The following is a 17811-nucleotide window of genomic DNA, read 5'->3' as shown; positions in this document are numbered from 1 at the left end:
TTTAATGTTATTGTACCTGAGAGAAGCCGATGAAATCTGTAAGCAAATTAACAAATTGGCTTCAGAAAAAATCCTGTGGCTAGATACAGAAATAGCGAACTGGGATACACCTAATCCGCGACTTTCCCTGATTCAAGTGCTAGCAAATTGCCAAGATTTGTCAGGAGATTGTGCTTATTTATTAGATGTCCTAAATAAGCCAGATTTGGTGAATAAATTCATTCAGCAAATCATGGCAAATCCTGCAATCGAAAAAGTGTTTCACAATGCTAGCTTTGACTTGAGATATTTGGATAAACGACGCTCAAAAAATGTCACTTGTACCCTAAAATTAGCTCGCAAAATTGGCAAACATAGCCTAGGTACTTCTAACCTCAAATTAAAGACTCTCGCAAGCGAACTTTGCGGTTTTGCTAATGTAGATGCGGAGCAACAAGCAAGTGATTGGGGATTGCGTCCTCTTAGCCAAAAACAGCTACAATATGCCAAGATGGATACGGTTTATTTAGCTCAAGTACATCTCCGTTTATTGGAACTATCTAAGCCGAATATTAAACAAAATATGAGCAAAACTAAACAACCAGAAAATACTTCTTTGAATGTAACTCAAGTACGAGTTGCTTTTGAATGTCCCCGCTTATTTTATTTACAGCAACATTTTGGTGGGAGGACACTATTTTTACCACGAAATCGCACGAAAGGTGTGGGAACAACTTTCCATAAATTAGCTGACGAATGTATTAGTATTGCTAAACAGGAACCGCGTTTTAAAGAGTTATTCAAATCATCAGCAAATAATTTACGAGTCGCAGATGTTGCTTTGCAGATGCAACAACTATTTTTTGAGTTAGTTTTCTTACCTCATCTGAGTAAAGAAAGCCCAGAACGCGCTGCCACATTAAATGAAATTTGGCAAGGGTTAATTACATTATTTAAACATTGGGCAGAATTATTAATAAAAAATCGCCATCATGTGAGTGGAGAACAAGTAATTACTCGGACTTTCATTGCTGAAGAATTACCTCTAGAACATTATTTTACCCTGCCCGATAAAACACAGCAAAGGCTAACTGGTAAACTCGACAGTTTAATCTTCGATTTCAGTAAACATCGCCTCGGTGTAGTTGAATACAAAACTTATCAACCTGTGGATGCTTCAGCGCAATTAGCACAAGTAGCCCTCTACAGTTATATGCTGCAAGCAAAGAAAAAAGTGCCAGTTGATTCAGCCGTTTACTGCATTTTTCCAGAGTTTAAAGAGTATTATTATTCTTGGGAAGAGTTAGAAAATACAGTTCACGAGTTAATTCCTTATAAGTTACAGCAAATGCAGTCGTGGTTGAGATGGGAAAAAGATGCTCCCAACCCGCCACCGCAGACAACACAGCTTCATTTATGCGAAATTTGTCCCCAACAAGAGAAGTGTCAAAATTATTTTTCTGGAGATACAAATTCGGCGAAAAATGTTGCAGATACGCCCACAAAAGAAGAAAATTTAGTTGTTTCAGAACCTTCTCAACTAAAGGTTGATGTTGACAATCTTGCGTCAAATTTAGTAACTATTTTACAATCTTATAATAATATTGATGTTACTCTTGTGGGTGCTGTGGCTGCACCTGCTTTTATTCGCGTCAAACTGAAACCAAATTTAGGTGTAAAAATTGCTTCTTTGCTGAGATTAACTGACGATTTACAGGTACAATTAGCAACAAAAGAACCGCCAATGATTGCACCCCAAGCAGGTTATGTGAGCGTTGATATTCCTCGAAGCGATCGCCAAATTGCTCGCTTTGATGACTACATTAAATCCGAACAAAACGCGCATAATGCCAGCGTCAAAATTGCGATTGGCGTAGATTTAAACGGACAATTAATAGAAGCAAATTTATCCGATCCTAATACTTGTCATTTCTTAGTTGGGGGAACTACAGGAAGCGGGAAAAGCGAATTTCTTCGCAGTATTTTACTCTCTCTAATTTATCGCCATACACCGGAACAATTGCAAATTGCACTTGTCGATCCTAAACGAGTGACATTTCCGGAATTTGCAGACATGGCTTGGTTACACTCACCAATGGTTAAAGATAGCGATCGCGCAATTTCCCTGATGGAAGATTTAGTCTCCCAAATGGAGCGACGTTATCAACTTTTCGAGAATTCTCGTTGCGGATCTATTGATACATATAACTCGAAATCTGTCAATCCCTTACCCAGAATTGTTTGCATCTTCGACGAATACGCCGATTTCATGATCGACAAAGAAAGCCGCAAGGTACTCGAAGATAGTATCAAACGCCTGGGAGCAATGGCAAGAGCCGCCGGAATTCACTTAATTATCGCCACTCAGCGCCCGGATGCCAACATCGTCACACCCATCATCCGCTCTAATTTACCAGGAAGAGTCGCCCTGCGTACAGCCAGCGAAGCCGATTCAGCGATTATTTTAGGCGGAAAACAAACCGAAGCCAAGTATTTGCTAGGGAAAGGAGACTTATTGTATCTGGGCGGCGCAGAAATGCAGCGTTTGCAAAGTTTATTTGCGCCTACAATTAAATTACCAGAATAGCGCGATCGCTAATCTCCCATTTCCCTCAAAGCAATAGCAGCATTTTCTCGAATTTCCGGATTAGAATGTTGCAATAGTAGCTTGAGAGATGGCGCGTAGACTATATTTCTTGATAGTCCCAAAATATCGATAATATGGAGCAAACAATCTCCCTCAACTTTACTAATTATTTCTACTAAAGGTTCCAAATTTAGCTGACGATGACAATCTCTTTGTGAAAGTGCATTTGCCATTCCGTTGAGCAAAGTTTCTCTAATTTCATTATCTTGCTCTTGTGCAGCCACTTTAGCTACTTTCTCAAGAATTTGGGCATATTCTTCATTATCCCAGTCACCGAACTCTAAGCGATCGCTTAATTCTGCGGCAGCTTGAAGTCGTTCAGTTTGTTTTATTATGTTTCTTTGTTTAGGCTGATTAGTAATAAAATTCAGCATAACCACCAAAACTCCTCTAACTTTTTTATATAAAACCTGTGGGACTTTGGATAGGAATGTGGGTATCGTTTACCGCTTTAGCATCGTAGTATGGACTACTTTGATTATGGATGTTGCGATGATGGAAGTTTCCCTTGTAGTCTAGCCATCTACCAGCTATTTGAACCCGAACCACCCAGCCACAACGTGCATTACTTCCTAAAGGAGCAGAAGGATCGGGTCCGTGAATACGAACTCTAATTGTGTTATCCTGGCGATCTCTCCATTTATATTCTACTCCTTGAGTAACCTTACCAGGAATAGGCAACAGAGATCGTCTAGTTGCATTTTGGGGAATACACTCAATGACGCGATCGTAAGTAGCTCCTCGTATATTTCTAAATCTGTAAGCAAGGCTAGCTTGCTGAATAGTCTTATATCTTCCTTGAGTAGAGTGTAAAAAATTATTCCACTGATTACTGGTCATATTTGCCAAAATAGCAGGTATCAAGTCTAGTTAAACAGTTTTTGTACCATTACTAAGTTGAAGAAATGTTCAATCTGAGTTATAAAATATCTATCCACAGCCATAATAAGGAAAGCGTGGAGCCTAACTCAGCATGGAACTAATCAAACGCACTACCCTACACTTCCAATCCGAGACTTCTGATAAAGTGTACGAAGTCGATCTTTGTCAGGTAGAAGAATCTGGCTACCTCGTCAACTTCCGTTACGGACGGCGGGGTGGTAACTTAAGATCGAGTACCAAAACTGAGCAACCCGTTGCTTTAAGCGAAGCAGAAAAGATTTTTGACAAATTAGTTCTCTCGAAAACCAAAAGCGGTTACAAAGAAGTTACTCCTACTAATAAAACCCCAGAAAACCGCGAGTCAGCTATCCTCACTCGACTCGAAAATGGTAGCGACAACAAATGGTCTTTAGAAAGAGTAATTTGGCGTGCTGGCGAACTAAAAATTAAAGCAGCTACGCCCTTTTTAATTAACTATATCGGAACCGGAGAACCATTAAGAGATTACTGTATTGCTTGGGCTTTAGGAAGGTGTGGCGACGAAAAAGCAATTCTCCATTTACGACGTTTAGCTGAAAATAATTCTACTCCCGAATTTGTCCAGCGTATCGCTTGGGAAGCATGGTTTAAACTTGCATATTCAGCTACAAAAAATAACTTAAAAGAAGCAAAAATAAATCAATTATCCTCACAATTACAGCAATTAGTTCGTGAGGAAAATTACGAAGAATTTGCAGAAGCTTTAAATACTTATCTACAAACTCCTCTCGATACTGCTACTCACGAATTCGAGCGTTGGTTTCGTTCAATTAAACCTTGGGAATGGGAAAAACAAAAGCGAAGCAAAACTACGGAAATTGACCGCTTACCAGCAGAGATACGTTCTCAAGCAGGTAAACATTGGTTATTTTCTCGTGCTTTAAGTTCCTATCTCCAAAAAGACGTAGCCAAACGCTATGCTATCTACGATACACTTTATCAAATCGATAACGAAATTACTCGCCCTGCCGTCCTCAATTTCCTGAAAACAGCCAGATTTGTCTCTCCTAATTTTCAAGCAATTCGCCACATTTTCAAGATGGCAGAATATCGCTTAGATATCGAAGTTTTAGCTTTGCTTAGTTGTCGGTTCGATCGAGAAAGAGCAGTTACATACTATGCTTATAGTAGACGAACCCGCGAGTATTTGCGGCGGCGAATTTGGCGCAATCTCAAACAACTAGGTGAAGAAAATTCTTCCGAATATATTCAACTAGCAGAAGCAATTTTACTGCAATATTCTGATGCAGAGGCACAACCAGCCAGACAAACTACTTCCCATCGTTATAACCGGAGCAATTCGACTCGCGAAAGTTACACTCGCAACTGGAAAGAATACGGCGGTTATCTAGTTTTTAATCATATCCTCTACGAGAATAGTAATCGCTATTTTCTCGCGCTAAATAATCGTGCGTGGCGCTATTCATCAAACTACAAACCGGGAGATCCTGAACCCAAAAATAGGGAAGAAGCTTTTCCGGAATTATGGGAAAAACATCCTGATAGTTTGTTGCGGTTATTGTTAGCAAGTGAAGATCGCCCCGTACATAATTTTGCAGCCAAAGCTTTACGAGTTTGTCAGGAATACTGGCAAGAAATTGATGATGAGACAGCGATTGAATTGCTCGAAAAACCTTATGAATTGACAACAGAATTAGGTTTTGAAATTGCGCGCGATCGTTACAACCCTGACGATCCTAACTTAGATTTAATCCAAGCTTTAGTTAATTGTAATTTTGCACCAGCCCGTCAACAAGCCCATCAGTGGATAGAAGCCGCAACAAATCATTTTCTTTCCTCTATAAGTTTCCTAACTACATTAGTTACCTCTCCCTATCAAGATACTCGTTTATTTGCTCGTCGTTTGCTGAGTTTTGCCATTCTTCCCTCTGATACAGCGAAAATTCTCATCGTCGGAATCATCGCCGAATTACTGGATCTTTCCCCAGCAAACAAGCAAGAAATAATCAAAGATATTGCTGACACCTTACTGCAATGTTTCTCTACTCAATTGCGTCAAATTGGATTTCCGGTTATTCTTGATTTACTTGATAACTCGCATCCAGAAATTCAAATTCTAGGGGCGCAAATTTTACTTAACCATGAAACTCCAGCGACAGAAATACCAGCAGAATTAATCGAATCTTTACTGACTTCAGCTAACGAAAATATTGCTCGCATTGGCTTACAAATTTTCGCCCAACTCCCCGAAACTAGACTACTAGAAGATTGGGCAATAATTTTAGCGATCGCTAATGGCTCATTTGCTTCTTTGCGTAACTCAATCCGCCCGATTATCCAAAGATTAGCACAAAATTATCCCGATTTTTCCAGCCAATTAGTCACAGAATTAATTAACCTTTTACAACGCAAAGAAGCTACCGAAGGCGTTCACAATTTCCTCATCTTACTGCTAAAAGAAGACATCCCTGGCTGGATGGAAATTATCGACAAAGAAAGCGCCCTCAAATTAACCAAAGCTAAATCTTCCGCCGCCCAAGAAATAGCAGGTATCGTCTTAAATGTCAACTATCAAAAATGGGCGCAAGAATTTTCAACTGCGAAAATAGTCAAACTTGCTAATCATGAAATTCTTGCCATTCGCGAAGCAGCAAGACTCATATTTACTGAAAATTTAGCGCGAATTCGTAGTAGTAATCAGGAAAAATTAACCGCAGTCAAACTCTTAGAAGCAGACTGGAAAGATACGCAAGAATTTGCATGGCAAGTCTTCAATGAAGAATTTACCAAAGAAGATTGGACACCAGAAGTAATGATTAGTATTTGCGACAGTATTCAGGAAGACGTGCGGGAATTTGGACGTAATTTAGTAACTCGTACCTTTGCCGAAAATTACGGACAAGAATACTTACTGAAATTCAGCGAACATCCGTCGGCTGATATGCAACTTTTCGCTACCAATTACTTAGAAGAATATGCCGCCAACGACAGCGAAAAATTACGCGATCTCATGCCTTATTTTATTTCTATCTTATCTCGCGTTAATAAAGGTCGTGTAGCCAAAAATCGAGTATTTGCTTTTCTTGAAGCCGAAGCCAACAAAAGCGAAACCGCAGCCGAAATAGTCGCCGAAATTCTCACCCGTCAATCTTTAACTATCGCCATTGGTGACAAAGCAAAAGCTATTCAAATTATGGTCAAAATTAAGCAAAAGTATCCCAAAATTTCACTTCCCATTCAACTCAAACCCGTTGCCAATGTTATCTCAAGTTAATTTTTTCGTTAGTGTTTTCCTGAGAAAGTCAATACTCGTTTACAAAAATTATTGCTTAACTAACTAAAAAAGGTAAACTAAATTATGGAATTCAATTACGCATACAAAAACAATACCGCAGTCAATAACCAAGGGGGAAATACGCAAATGTCTTTCTCCCCCGACACCAAACGTCAGCCAACTTATTTTATCGGTGAATTACGCAAAAACGTCGCTTTTCGAGAAGCAATTAGCGCCTTACATGATGTTGTCGTCTCTGACTTACGCTACAAACCAAAAGATAGAACTGCTTATCAAGAATGGCTAGCAAAACAAGAAGAAACAAGTATTTTAGAGTGGCAAATGCAAGCCGCGAAACAAGAAGAACTTGCTGCTAAAATTAAGCAGTTAAATGAAGAAATCCAAACTTTAGATAAAGCTATTGCTCGCAAACGAAATAATTTTTTCCAAGCCCAACAAGCTTACTATAGTTATCTCTACAAAAAAGAATACAATCTTTGGTTTGTGCTTGACCCAGTAATTACCGTCCATCCAGACGAAGTATTTTTTGAATGTTTCTCCCAAGACGAGTCGAGTTATGGACGACTGGGTGTAAGTTATGAAGTGTTCAAAAATATCAGCGAATTTGCTTGCGGAACGACAAATATAGACTATTCAGCCGCCCTTTATGACGAGTTCCAAAAAATTCGTAGTTACAAAACCACGCAATTTCAAATTGACCCTTCCGGCTTTGAAGTTCAAACTACCAACGAAGACAGTTTTAAAGAAGTAAAAATTGATTTACCTGATAGTTGGGTAAGAGGTTTTTTACAAGTAAGTTCGGCGATGTCGCTACCAGCAACTCAGTTGGAGTTACATCCAATGGATATTTATAATGTCTGCTTTTTGTTGCGACGTAAAAAAGAAAAACAAAGCCCGCGTAGTTTGCGCTATCACCTCAAACCAGGGGAACCAATACGAATTGTTTTAGAACCGTGGGAAGATGAAATAGTTTGTGCGCGATCGCCTTACACTGGATCTACAGAACAAACTATTCGCACTTGGGGTCGTCGTCGCTTACACATCCTCGAACGCCTCATCCCCGTTGCTCGTAAGTTTACCGTTCATTTACTCGGCACGGGAATGCCTTCTTTCTACGTCGCTGACTTAGGAGATATGTCTTTTACTCTCGGTTTATCCGGTTGGACGGCTAACGATTGGTCACAATCTGGTAACTTCGATCTTATGGCTCCGCGTGCGGATGTAGATGCCGATACCCAAAGACTTATTTTTGCCGCTTTAGCCGAAAATTGGTTGGAAACGCCCGACAGCCTCGCCCAACGCTTAAACTTAAGTCGAACTGCTATTCTCGGTGCATTAGGTGCGTATACTCAAGCAGGACGGGCAATTTACGACCTTAATAAGCAAGTTTACCGCGTTCGGGAACTCAGCCGCGAACCTTTACCAATGGAAAGGCTACGTTTCGCTAATGAAAGGGAGGAAAAAGCTTCCCGCTTTCTCCTTTATAATCAAGTCAAAATTACGAGTTCTAGCGATGCTGGGGGCGGTTTTGCAGTTCAAGGTAATGTGAGAGACATCTATCAAAATTTTACTCCCAGTTTGACAGTTGACTCTGACGAGCGTATTGTTGCGGCTGAATGTACTTGCAATTGGCATCGACAAAATAAGTTATATAAGGGTCCATGCGAACATATTCTCGCTTTGCGAATGGAACACGCACGTCAATTTCAATGAATATCGCGCAAAGGCGCATTCGGCGAAGCCGTTCTCGCTTCTCCTACGGAGACGCTACGCGAACGAGTAGACGCAAAGGCGTTGTCTCACTTGGTGCTAGATTAAAACAAAACTCCTACTCTTTAACTATGGCTAAATACCTAACTATTGCCGAAGCACAAGAACAATTACCTGAATTACCAAATGAATTAGCAAGTGAACCAGCTATCATTACTAAAGATGGTAAACCTGTAATAGTGGCTTTGAGTTTATCCCAGTTTCAATCTCTCTTAGAAACAGTAGAAATACTTTCCGACCGAGAATTTATGACTCAGTTACAATTAGGAATTCAGCAAGCAAATGCTGGAGAAACTATCAGTTTAGAGGATTTAAAAGCAGAACTGGAATTTTAACTATTATCAATCAATGGAGTCAGATTTAGAATATCAGGTAATTATTACTACGCAAGCGCGGCAACTTTTGCTTCAAATTAAAGACCGTCGAGAACAACAGTTATTACTCAAAAAGCTAGCAAAATTAAAACATGAGCCAGATAAACAAGGTAAAGCTTTAACTCAAGAATTAAGTGGCTACCGTAGTATTCGAGCCGTAGGACAGCGTTATCGAATTGTTTATAAAATTCAGCAGGCTCAAATATTAGTTATTGTAGTGGGAATTGGTCGGCGCAAACAAGGAGATAAACAAGATGTTTATGCTCTAACCAAGCAACTGTTAGCAGAAATAGCGCCTATTTCATCTAATGAGGAAGAATAGTTTCTACAGAGGTAAAAATGTGATACGCGCGAAGGCGCAAAGATGCCAGTTGGAGGTTTATTTCTTGCTTTTTGAGATTTGATGTGCTATAATTGACTATCAAAATTAAAAATCGCGTTCAGTTAAATTCATTGGCACACAGCCTTGCAAACCGGGCGATGCGATCGTCGTCCTTGCGCTAAGTTTAGACACGCTTCACTAGCCGTCTCGTGACTTGGCTGTAGTAGGGTAGTGTGATTTACGGTTTGATTTCTTGGAAATTAAAGTCCACACTACCCGTACTACAGCTTTTGAGTTGAGCCGTCTAGTCCTGAGAGATTTACGAAGGGGCAACCAATGAGTTTGGGTGGACGCGATTTTTTTTCGTAGTGGGAATATCTTGCTGCCAATTTTACTCTAGATGTAGAAAAATGTACTCCCACGTTGACATAGCTTTCGCGTAACGCTTACCGCCTCTCAACTACCAGTGATGTTGACTAGCAATATGGACGACTTTTCATTACTAGGTTTTGGAGATTTTACTTCGTTAATTACAAAAATAGATATCAACTTTTGGGGAACCCAGGTTGCTATTAATTGTGTATACGATCCAGATGTGCAACTGCCTTATCAATTTGTTTTCAGTAAATGCCGTAAAATTGAATGGACTTTACTTTTTCCAGAAGGAGCAAACGATATAGAAGCAGATATAATTGACTTCCAGCTTGGAAAGAAATCACACAAACAACCTGCTTTTTTTCATACAGATATTTTTGATTTGATTATTCTGTATGGTAGTTTTGAACTGAAAAAAAATTGGTAGCTGAATTATTCCCAGATTCCGAGTTGGCTTCGCTGATGGGGCTTCTGGGGGCATTTCCACTTGGGAATTATTGATAAACTAGGAGATACTGGATCTGAAATTCATGTCAAATATTTTATGATTAGACATAAGAAACTATTAGGTTTGTCTGATGCAGATGTTAAAGCACTCACAAAAATGAGGAATAGTTACCTATAAGCTTTACTATGACGGTTGTAGAAATATTTGATCTTCAATCAGGTTACACACTCTTTGTCGGCCCAATACAAGGTAGTAACCAAATAGTAAAAAGAACTAAAGTAGAACTTTTTATTGACGAAAAACCATTGAAAATAATAGATATTAGTGGCGAATTTATAACAAATGTTAAATATCCTCAAGGATATCGGGCTATCTCAACAACAGATAAAGGAGTATTTTGCTGCCCATTTTACTTTAGATGTAGAAAAATGTACTCCCACGTTGACATAGCTTTCGCGTAACGCTTACCGCCTCTCAACTACCAGTGATAGAATATAAGAAAATTAAATACACTAAATATGGTGTGAAGACGAAAAAATAAGTTATCATGTACTAAGTAAAAGTAAAGTTCGCGTTTACTCAAAATCGTTGGCAAACAGCCTTGCAAACTGGGCGATGCGATCGTCGTCCTTGCGCTAAATTTAAACACACATCACTACCCTACTCCCTACTCGTGTGGAGCCAACCAGTATTACAATTTGGTTTCCTCCTACTTAGTTGTGTTGTGAATGTTATTACGGCTAAAAGTCGGAAACTAATGACTAAGTTATTTGTTTAGGGGTGGTTGGCTCCACTGAGTTGAGTAGTGTAGTCCTGAGAGATTTACGAAGGGGCAACCAATGAGTTTGGGTGGACGCGATTTTTTTTGGTAGTGGGAGTATCTTGCTCCCTATTTTTATCTCATTTCGCTGAAGCGAATTATTGTCATTTATTCAGCACAATTGCAACAAAGCTTTTCTAACTACGGAGAGCGATCGCTACTTTTTATTTACAGTTAATTACACCAACCTTAAAAAATAAATTAAATTTTCGTTTTGCTATAACTTTAGTTGTAAAATTTTAGCTACTGAATTTATTTCTGGGCTGTTCGAGAGCAATTTAAGTTGACAAAAGTAAATCAGTTTTGAGTTTGTTTAATAAAGTTTGCTATTTAGAAAAATAAATTATTTACTTGTAAAAATAGCTATTTGTAGTGCGCCCAAAGCATTACTGCGCAAGTATTCAAAGATGAAATAATACAGAAAATACAAAAAAAAGCCAACAAAAATTTTAGAAAAAAAGGAGTATTATTATGGATGTCCCTAATAATCAACTTCAGATTTATGTTAAAAGCTTCTGACATTATGACCCAAGACGTAGCCACTATTCGCGGTTCGGCAACAGTGGCTGAAGCAATCAAACTGATGAAATTTAAAAAGCTGCGGGCATTAATTGTTGATGTGCGCAATAATCAAGATGCTTACGGTATTATCACCAAAAGCGACATTGTTTACAAAGTTGTCGCTTACGGGAAAGATCCTGAAAAACTGCGGGTTTACGAAATTATGACCAAACCCTGCATTGTCATCAATCCCAACCTTGGTGTAGAGTATGTCGCACGGTTATTTGCTAATACAGGGCTTCACGTTGCACCAGTAATTCAAGGCGAACTTCTCGGTATTATTTCAATTAGCGACATCATCGAAAAAGGCGATTACTTAGAGAATCCGAAAGTCAAAGTTCTCGCTCAAGAATTAGTCCGAGCGATCGCTGATGCTAACTCAGCTTGTTCGCTTTACGGCGCTACTTCTAAAGAATGTCTCGATGCTTGGGAGTTAGTAGACGACATCGAAAGCGAAGCAGCTTATCAACAAGGAGCAGAATTTAAAGAAAAAACAGCATTCCAAGAATTCTGCGACGCCCATCCAGAAGTGCTGCAACTGCGTCACGAGAAGTTACTAGCAAAAGTATAACTCTAGCAGCATTGCGCCACTAGAGCTATCGGGTGATTATTACCCAGAAAGAGATTCACGGAAATATTTTTCCCATCTTCGCCAAAAGAGGGAAAATACTTTAGGTGGGCAATTGCCCACCTATTAATTATTGTAAATGATTATCAATTTGTGGAAACGCAAGATCCTCAGCTTTCTCTTTGCGATGCCAAGTTTCTTTCCAGAGATAAAAAGGGCTAACTAGACTACTCAGCACAAATTCCATTTCGCAAGCGGTAGCCAGATTTTTCTGAGCTTTGCGCTGATATTTGAGCCATAAATAAACATATTTCCGTAAATCGTTGAGAGCGTAAAGAGGAAACAGCAAAGGTCTTTGCCAAATTTTGAGGCGAATCATGCGAATATGGTAACGAGCCAAACCAATGCCACGAACGATCGCCAGTAAATATTCTGGTTGCAGGCGAAATTCTGGTATTCTATGAGTAATTTGCATTTGCGGGTTATGCCAAATCTCCCATCCGCCGTTTTGAATATAAGCTAGTGCTTCTAAATCTTCACTCGCTAGCTGAGATTTCCCGACTCTACCTTTGAGAAACAGTTGCTTGGGAACATTTTCTAGCCATGCTTGCTGACGCACAACTAAACCTGCACCAGGTGGTAAAATTCGCTTACGAGGCTGGTAAATAAAAGCCTTCTCGCCGCGATCTTTTGCTCCCAGAAACGAGACAAACTCCTCAAACCCTTCCGGAGGAGTAACGGCAAAATCAGCGTAGATGCGACTACCATAAGCTCCCGCAGTGGGATGTGCTTCCCCAAACGCAAAAGCCGATCTCGCCCATTGAGGATCTGGTAAATTATCGTCATCGAGGAAACCGATATATTTACCCTTGGCTTCGTTCAACGCTCGTTGTCGAGCATAAGCTAACCCTTGTTGGGGTTCAAAACAGTATACTAGGTCACAAATTGACCAATTAATTTGGTAAGCTCGAATTAATTCCGCCGTGCGATCGCTGCTATTATTATCGACAATCAAGATTTCCCAGCTAAGATTTTCTAAGTCTACTTGTTGTTGCAGTCGCTCGAAAACCTCTGGAAGCCGTTTTTCACCATTGTAAGTGCAGATAGCAACAGTAAGCGCGATCGTATTCAACATATCCTTGTAATTATGGCTAGCGATGGCTGACCAATTTTGCACTGTATCACAAGCTCACTTTGAGAAATAAAGTTACCAGCAAAAACCACGATTATTAAAATAATACTCTCTATTCTAAATCTAGATATAGCTTTTTGTCTAAATTCAAGGAAAAATGTTATCTAGAAATGTAGCACGCCACCGCTTCACTCTTTAATTAAAGAGCTAACATTCTCATGAATATTTCTCAACCCAAGCAAATCACTCAGCAATTACACGCAGCTTTAACCACAATTGGTACATTAGAAAAATGTGCTTTCCTCGACTATCCTAACTATCCCAACATTGGCGATCATCTAATTTGGTTAGGTGCTTTATTTTATCTAACTGACGTTTTACAAACCCAAGTTAGTTACACAGCAAATATACATAATTTTTCTGACGAATTACTCAACCAAAAAGTAGGTAAAAATCCAATTATTCTCAACGGTGGCGGAAATTTAGGCGATTTGTGGCTACCTTATCAAAAATTTCGCGAAAGAATCATTTCTCATTATCAAGACCGTCCGATTATTATTTTGCCCCAAAGTATCTATTTTGCCAACCAAATTAATTTAATCAACGCAGCAAAAATTTTTAATTCTCACCCCAATCTTACCATCTTTGTTCGCGATAATTATAGTTATGAAATTGCTAGCAAAAATTTTACCAATTGTCAAGTAATAAAAGCTCCAGACATGGCATTTCATTTGCTCAAACTTCCCGGAATAACCCGAAATTGCCAACCAAAGAAATCAATACTTTATCACTACAGACAAGATCGAGAATTAGACGAGAATATTTCGCCCGCTTCCCTAAATATTCCTAATTTAGTAGTTGAAGATTGGCAAGCTTTTCATTTAGTATTAGGTACTTCTAAACCTCCATTTCTCAAAAAAATAGCTTACTTATATCGAGAATTTTGGCAAAAAGGAATCTTGACTCCCGATGAGTTTTTATCGCGCAGAAAATGGTTAAATAAGTACAGATACAAGCGAAAATTTTCCCAAGTAGATAACCCCGAATTACAACAACTTTCCTTAAGTTTGCTACACGCAGGAATTTATCAATTTCAGCAGTATCAGGTAATTCTTACCAATCGCTTACACGGACACATCCTTTGTTTACTCCTAGGTATTCCTCATCTATTTTTGCCTAATTCTTACCACAAAAATGAATCTTTTTATCAAACTTGGAGTAAAAATATAAATTGGTGTCATTTTGCCAAAAATAGTCAGGAAGTTCGAGTCAAAATTAGAGAAATTTTTCATTCTTCAATAAACTAGAGATGCCAACTTACTGTAGAGACATTATCTAAAACGTCTCTACAAATTACGTGAATGATTTATTATTACTCTACGTCTCTAGTAACAAATCAAACGAGCGGCTTAAATTTAGTTTGTTGAGAGTTCAAGTAAACCTGAATTCGATAATTGACAACTAGGATAAAATTGCCATTCTTCGGTTGCGATGTTTAAATTTTTGATTAAACCAGTTTTGATTTCGAGAACCCAACCATGAATTTGTGGGGCTGTTTCTTGTCGCATAACTTCGCGGATGATTGAAGTTTGATAGAGGTTTTTAACTTGTGCGATAACGTTAATTTCTGCGAGTCGATTAAGTTTAGCTTCGCGGGTTGGTAAAAGGTCAATTTCTTCTCTTGATTCTAAATAAAGTTCGCGAATAGGATTAACCCAATTGTCAACTAAACCAGTAGTTTTTCCTTCTAAAGCGGCTTTAATTCCTCCACAATCGTAATGTCCGCAAACAATAATATGCTGGACTTGCAAATGCGCGATCGCGTATTCTAAGACTGAGAGAAAATTAATATCCGTCAATGATACTTGATTACCAATATTACGATGAACAAATAATTCTCCTGGTTGACTTTTTGTATATCTAGTTAAGGGTAAACGACTATCAGAACAACCAATATAAAGAAATGGTGGAGTTTGTCCTCGTGCTAATTCCTCAAAATAGTGAGGATCTAAAGCAAGTTGTTCGACTACCCAAGCTTGATTATTCTTTAGTAATGTTTCAATTGATTGATATTTCATAAATTCCAGTTAGCGATTAGTTTGTGGTTACTATAAACATTTATGCCTAAAATTAGACAATAGCAGCACTTTATCAAAAGTAGCCCGATCCAGGCAACTAGAAACGAAATTTTGTTTTGGTTCTTAATAATCGAACAAAAAACACTATCAAGAAATACAAATAATTATGAACGAGTCGCAATTAATCCATGTAGCAATTTTAGCTAATCCTGCTGGTGGTGGGGGAATTACAAGAGTAGTAATTAATTTACTAAAAGGTATGATTCAACGCGGAATTAAAGTTGATTTTGTGTTAGACTGGGCAAAAGGAAGACCGTATTTAGCAGATATCCCCCAAGGTGTCAGAGTAGTAGATTTAAATGCTAAAATTACTGGTGGTACTACCAGCGCTTTAAAAATTGTTCCGCCATTAGTTCGTTATTTACGTCAAGAAAAACCAGCTTTATTATTATCTCATTTAACAATTGCTAACGGAGTGGCGGTAATTGCAAAAGCTTTAGCAAAAGTTCCAGTTTATTTAGCATTAGTGGAACATCTGAATTGGTTTGAAAATGAGAAATTATCAGAAAATTTACAAGACAAAATTTCTTATTGGTGGCGAAAATTACTTTATCCTCGTGCAGATGCTATCGTTGCAGTTTCTCAAGGAATGGCGCGAGGTTTAGAAAATTATTTAGGACTAAAATCGGGTTCAGTAAAAGTAATTTATAATCCCATTATCGATGAAAATTTGTTACTGAAAGCTCAAGAAAAATTAGTTCATCCTTGGTTAGAAAAAAATCAACCACCTGTATTTTTAGCAGTAGGAAGATTAGCCGCCGAAAAAGACTTTTCGACCTTAATTCGCGCCTTTGCAGAGTTAAGAAAAAAACCTAATTCCCAGTCCCCAATCCCCAGTCCCCAATCCCTAGGAAAAGCACGGTTAATAATTTTAGGGGAAGGAAACTTAAGGAAACAGTTAGAAACCGAGATCGAGCAACTAGATTTAACAGCAGAAGTGTGGTTGCCTGGATATGTAGAAAATCCTTATGCTTATATGAGTAGAGCAGCAGTATTCGTACTTTCCTCAAAATCCGAAGGACTACCAACAGTATTAATCGAAGCGATCGCTTGTGGATCGCAAGTAGTCTCCACCGACTGTCCCCACGGACCCAGAGAAATTTTAGCAGATGGCAAATACGGTCAGCTAGTACCAGTGGGAGATGTTAGCGCCTTAGCCAAAGCCATGCACTCAGCACTATTATCACCCCTAGCAGCCGAAAAATTACCAAGGTGGCGTAACTTCAGCGTCGAAAAATCCGTTGCTACATATTTGCAACTCATTAATTATTAGATTTACTACATGAAATTGGGTAGAGACGTTGCATTTTAGTCTCTACAGAGCATTCATTTAGGGAAATGGTATGACAACCTGGTAGGAGAGGGGAGTAAAAAATACTCCCCCTTCCCTGGTAGGGAAGGGGGTTAGGGGGTTAGGTAAAGACAATACCGATACAAGGCGCATGAAATCAAGCCCCCCCACAGTTAAAACAAATTATCTAATAACTTTCCTCTTCGTATTCCGGAGCTTTAGTCTTCTCTGGAATATTCAAACGAGGAGGCTTGTAAGATTCCGGTTTGACATCATCATCCCAAACATCTTCCTGCATCTCATCATATTCATACTCTTTTTGGGGAGGTTCAGGTTCCACATAAGCTCGTGTCTGGTAGCTAGTATTCGCCGGAGCATCACCCCAATTATCTTCCTCGTAGTCATCCTCATATTCTTGGTAACGAATCGTTTCCGGCTGTCGCGCAGGCAGAGGTTGAGCTTCAGCATACTGCAAATCGTCGTCTTCAGTCCAAGCTTCCTCGTATTCGTATTCCGGAACCCTTGCTTCCACAGGTCGAGCAGTCGCCGGAGTTTGTAGAGGAACCCCTGTTCCCAATTGTTTGTCAGCACTAGCTACAGGCGGATAGTAAACCTCATCATCTTCTCGTTCCCACGGCGGTCTGCCAATACCCAAACGTTCTAATAAGCCCACCGTAAGCTGAGTGACGCGATCTTCAGCTCCTTCAAAGACAATCAAACGATTCGGACCGCTACTGACAATTTCCTCTACTGGTAACTGGTAGGTACTAATCACTTGGTCGGGAATTTGAGGCAGTCCAATTGAGGCGATAATTAAAGAAGAAACCGTACCAGTTTCCAAGTTAAACTGAAAATCGCGAACTCTTCCTAAGAGTTCTCCAGTTTCGGTAATCACTTCACAGTTGATTAACTTGCTGTAAACATCGACATCAATATCAACAATTACATCTTCACGATCGACGAGAATCACATCACCAGTTTTGGTAATGCTCTCTAGAAGCAGATAACTAGGCATACCCGCTATAGCAAGCAGATTATCTCGCAAACCCAGCGCGACGACCTCACGTCGATCGATATCTACTAATAGTTCTTTTACCACTCCCAACTGCTTCGCACTGTTGTTAGCGATTACCTTAGTATTAATCAACTCTGAGCGCAAGCGGTTTTTGTCAGTGGTCATGGGGTCTTGAAATTGAAGCTCTCGCATCC

General features: G+C 39.3%; 15 protein-coding genes. 10 read left to right on the top strand and 5 right to left on the bottom strand.

Annotated elements, in window-relative coordinates:
* Positions 1–4 precede the first annotated feature (4 nt).
* Positions 5–2566: a DNA translocase FtsK gene (locus G3T18_RS25115; RefSeq protein WP_224413329.1), complete on the top strand. Its 2562-nt coding sequence runs from the start codon at positions 5–7 to the stop codon at positions 2564–2566.
* 8 nt (positions 2567–2574) lie between these two features.
* Here G3T18_RS25115 and G3T18_RS25110 read toward each other — a convergent pair whose 3' ends face one another.
* Positions 2575–3000 (bottom strand): hypothetical protein, encoded by a 426-nt coding sequence (locus tag G3T18_RS25110; RefSeq protein WP_224413328.1) that lies wholly within the window; start codon positions 2998–3000, stop codon positions 2575–2577.
* 25 nt (positions 3001–3025) lie between these two features.
* A complete protein-coding gene (locus G3T18_RS25105; protein WP_224413327.1) occupies positions 3026–3466 on the bottom strand; it encodes a polymorphic toxin type 30 domain-containing protein in 441 nt (146 codons plus the stop codon).
* Between the two features lie 133 nt (positions 3467–3599).
* Here G3T18_RS25105 and G3T18_RS25100 point away from each other — a divergent pair, with 133 nt between their 5' ends.
* The 7 genes from G3T18_RS25100 (at position 3600) to G3T18_RS25070 (ending at position 12044) form a co-directional block, all read left to right on the top strand.
* Positions 3600–6782, top strand: coding sequence for a WGR domain-containing protein (locus tag G3T18_RS25100; RefSeq protein WP_224413326.1), 3183 nt, complete (start codon positions 3600–3602; stop codon positions 6780–6782).
* Positions 6783–6866: 84 nt separating this feature from the next.
* Complete coding sequence (locus tag G3T18_RS25095) at positions 6867–8516, top strand: SWIM zinc finger family protein (protein WP_224413325.1); 1650 nt, start codon at positions 6867–6869, stop codon at positions 8514–8516.
* The gene (locus G3T18_RS25090; RefSeq protein WP_224413324.1) at positions 8513–8908 is read left to right on the top strand and encodes a type II toxin-antitoxin system Phd/YefM family antitoxin; all 396 of its coding nucleotides are present in this window, start codon (positions 8513–8515) and stop codon (positions 8906–8908) included. Before G3T18_RS25095 ends, G3T18_RS25090 begins: the two co-directional genes overlap by 4 nt.
* Positions 8909–8921: 13 nt before the next feature.
* Positions 8922–9269, top strand: coding sequence for a type II toxin-antitoxin system RelE family toxin (locus G3T18_RS25085; RefSeq protein ID WP_224413323.1), 348 nt, complete (start codon positions 8922–8924; stop codon positions 9267–9269).
* 484 nt (positions 9270–9753) lie between these two features.
* Positions 9754–10071, top strand: coding sequence for a hypothetical protein (locus G3T18_RS25080; RefSeq protein ID WP_224413322.1), 318 nt, complete (start codon positions 9754–9756; stop codon positions 10069–10071).
* 206 nt (positions 10072–10277) lie between these two features.
* Positions 10278–10553, top strand: coding sequence for a hypothetical protein (locus G3T18_RS25075; RefSeq protein ID WP_224413321.1), 276 nt, complete (start codon positions 10278–10280; stop codon positions 10551–10553).
* Positions 10554–11414: 861 nt separating this feature from the next.
* A complete protein-coding gene (locus G3T18_RS25070; RefSeq protein ID WP_224413320.1) occupies positions 11415–12044 on the top strand; it encodes a CBS domain-containing protein in 630 nt (209 codons plus the stop codon).
* 127 nt (positions 12045–12171) lie between these two features.
* Here the strand turns inward: G3T18_RS25070 and hpsE are convergent, their stop codons facing one another.
* Positions 12172–13218, bottom strand: coding sequence for a hormogonium polysaccharide biosynthesis glycosyltransferase HpsE (gene hpsE / locus G3T18_RS25065; RefSeq protein ID WP_224413319.1), 1047 nt, complete (start codon positions 13216–13218; stop codon positions 12172–12174).
* Positions 13219–13391: 173 nt separating this feature from the next.
* Between hpsE and G3T18_RS25060 the strand changes: the two genes are divergently transcribed.
* The gene (locus G3T18_RS25060; protein ID WP_224413318.1) at positions 13392–14480 is read left to right on the top strand and encodes a polysaccharide pyruvyl transferase family protein; all 1089 of its coding nucleotides are present in this window, start codon (positions 13392–13394) and stop codon (positions 14478–14480) included.
* Between the two features lie 108 nt (positions 14481–14588).
* Here the strand turns inward: G3T18_RS25060 and G3T18_RS25055 are convergent, their stop codons facing one another.
* Positions 14589–15251, bottom strand: coding sequence for a carbonic anhydrase (locus G3T18_RS25055; protein WP_224413317.1), 663 nt, complete (start codon positions 15249–15251; stop codon positions 14589–14591).
* Between the two features lie 166 nt (positions 15252–15417).
* Here G3T18_RS25055 and G3T18_RS25050 point away from each other — a divergent pair, with 166 nt between their 5' ends.
* Positions 15418–16584: a glycosyltransferase gene (locus tag G3T18_RS25050; protein ID WP_224413316.1), complete on the top strand. Its 1167-nt coding sequence runs from the start codon at positions 15418–15420 to the stop codon at positions 16582–16584.
* A 205-nt stretch (positions 16585–16789) separates the two neighbouring features.
* Here G3T18_RS25050 and G3T18_RS25045 read toward each other — a convergent pair whose 3' ends face one another.
* The gene (locus G3T18_RS25045; RefSeq protein ID WP_224413386.1) at positions 16790–17782 is read right to left on the bottom strand and encodes a PRC-barrel domain-containing protein; all 993 of its coding nucleotides are present in this window, start codon (positions 17780–17782) and stop codon (positions 16790–16792) included.
* Positions 17783–17811: the final 29 nt, after the last annotated feature.

The organism is Oscillatoria salina IIICB1 (assembly GCF_020144665.1).
In the GTDB taxonomy this organism is placed as follows: Bacteria; Cyanobacteriota; Cyanobacteriia; order Cyanobacteriales; family SIO1D9; genus IIICB1.
Note: the sequence above shows the minus strand (reverse complement) of the source record. Positions and strands in the feature narration are given on the sequence as shown.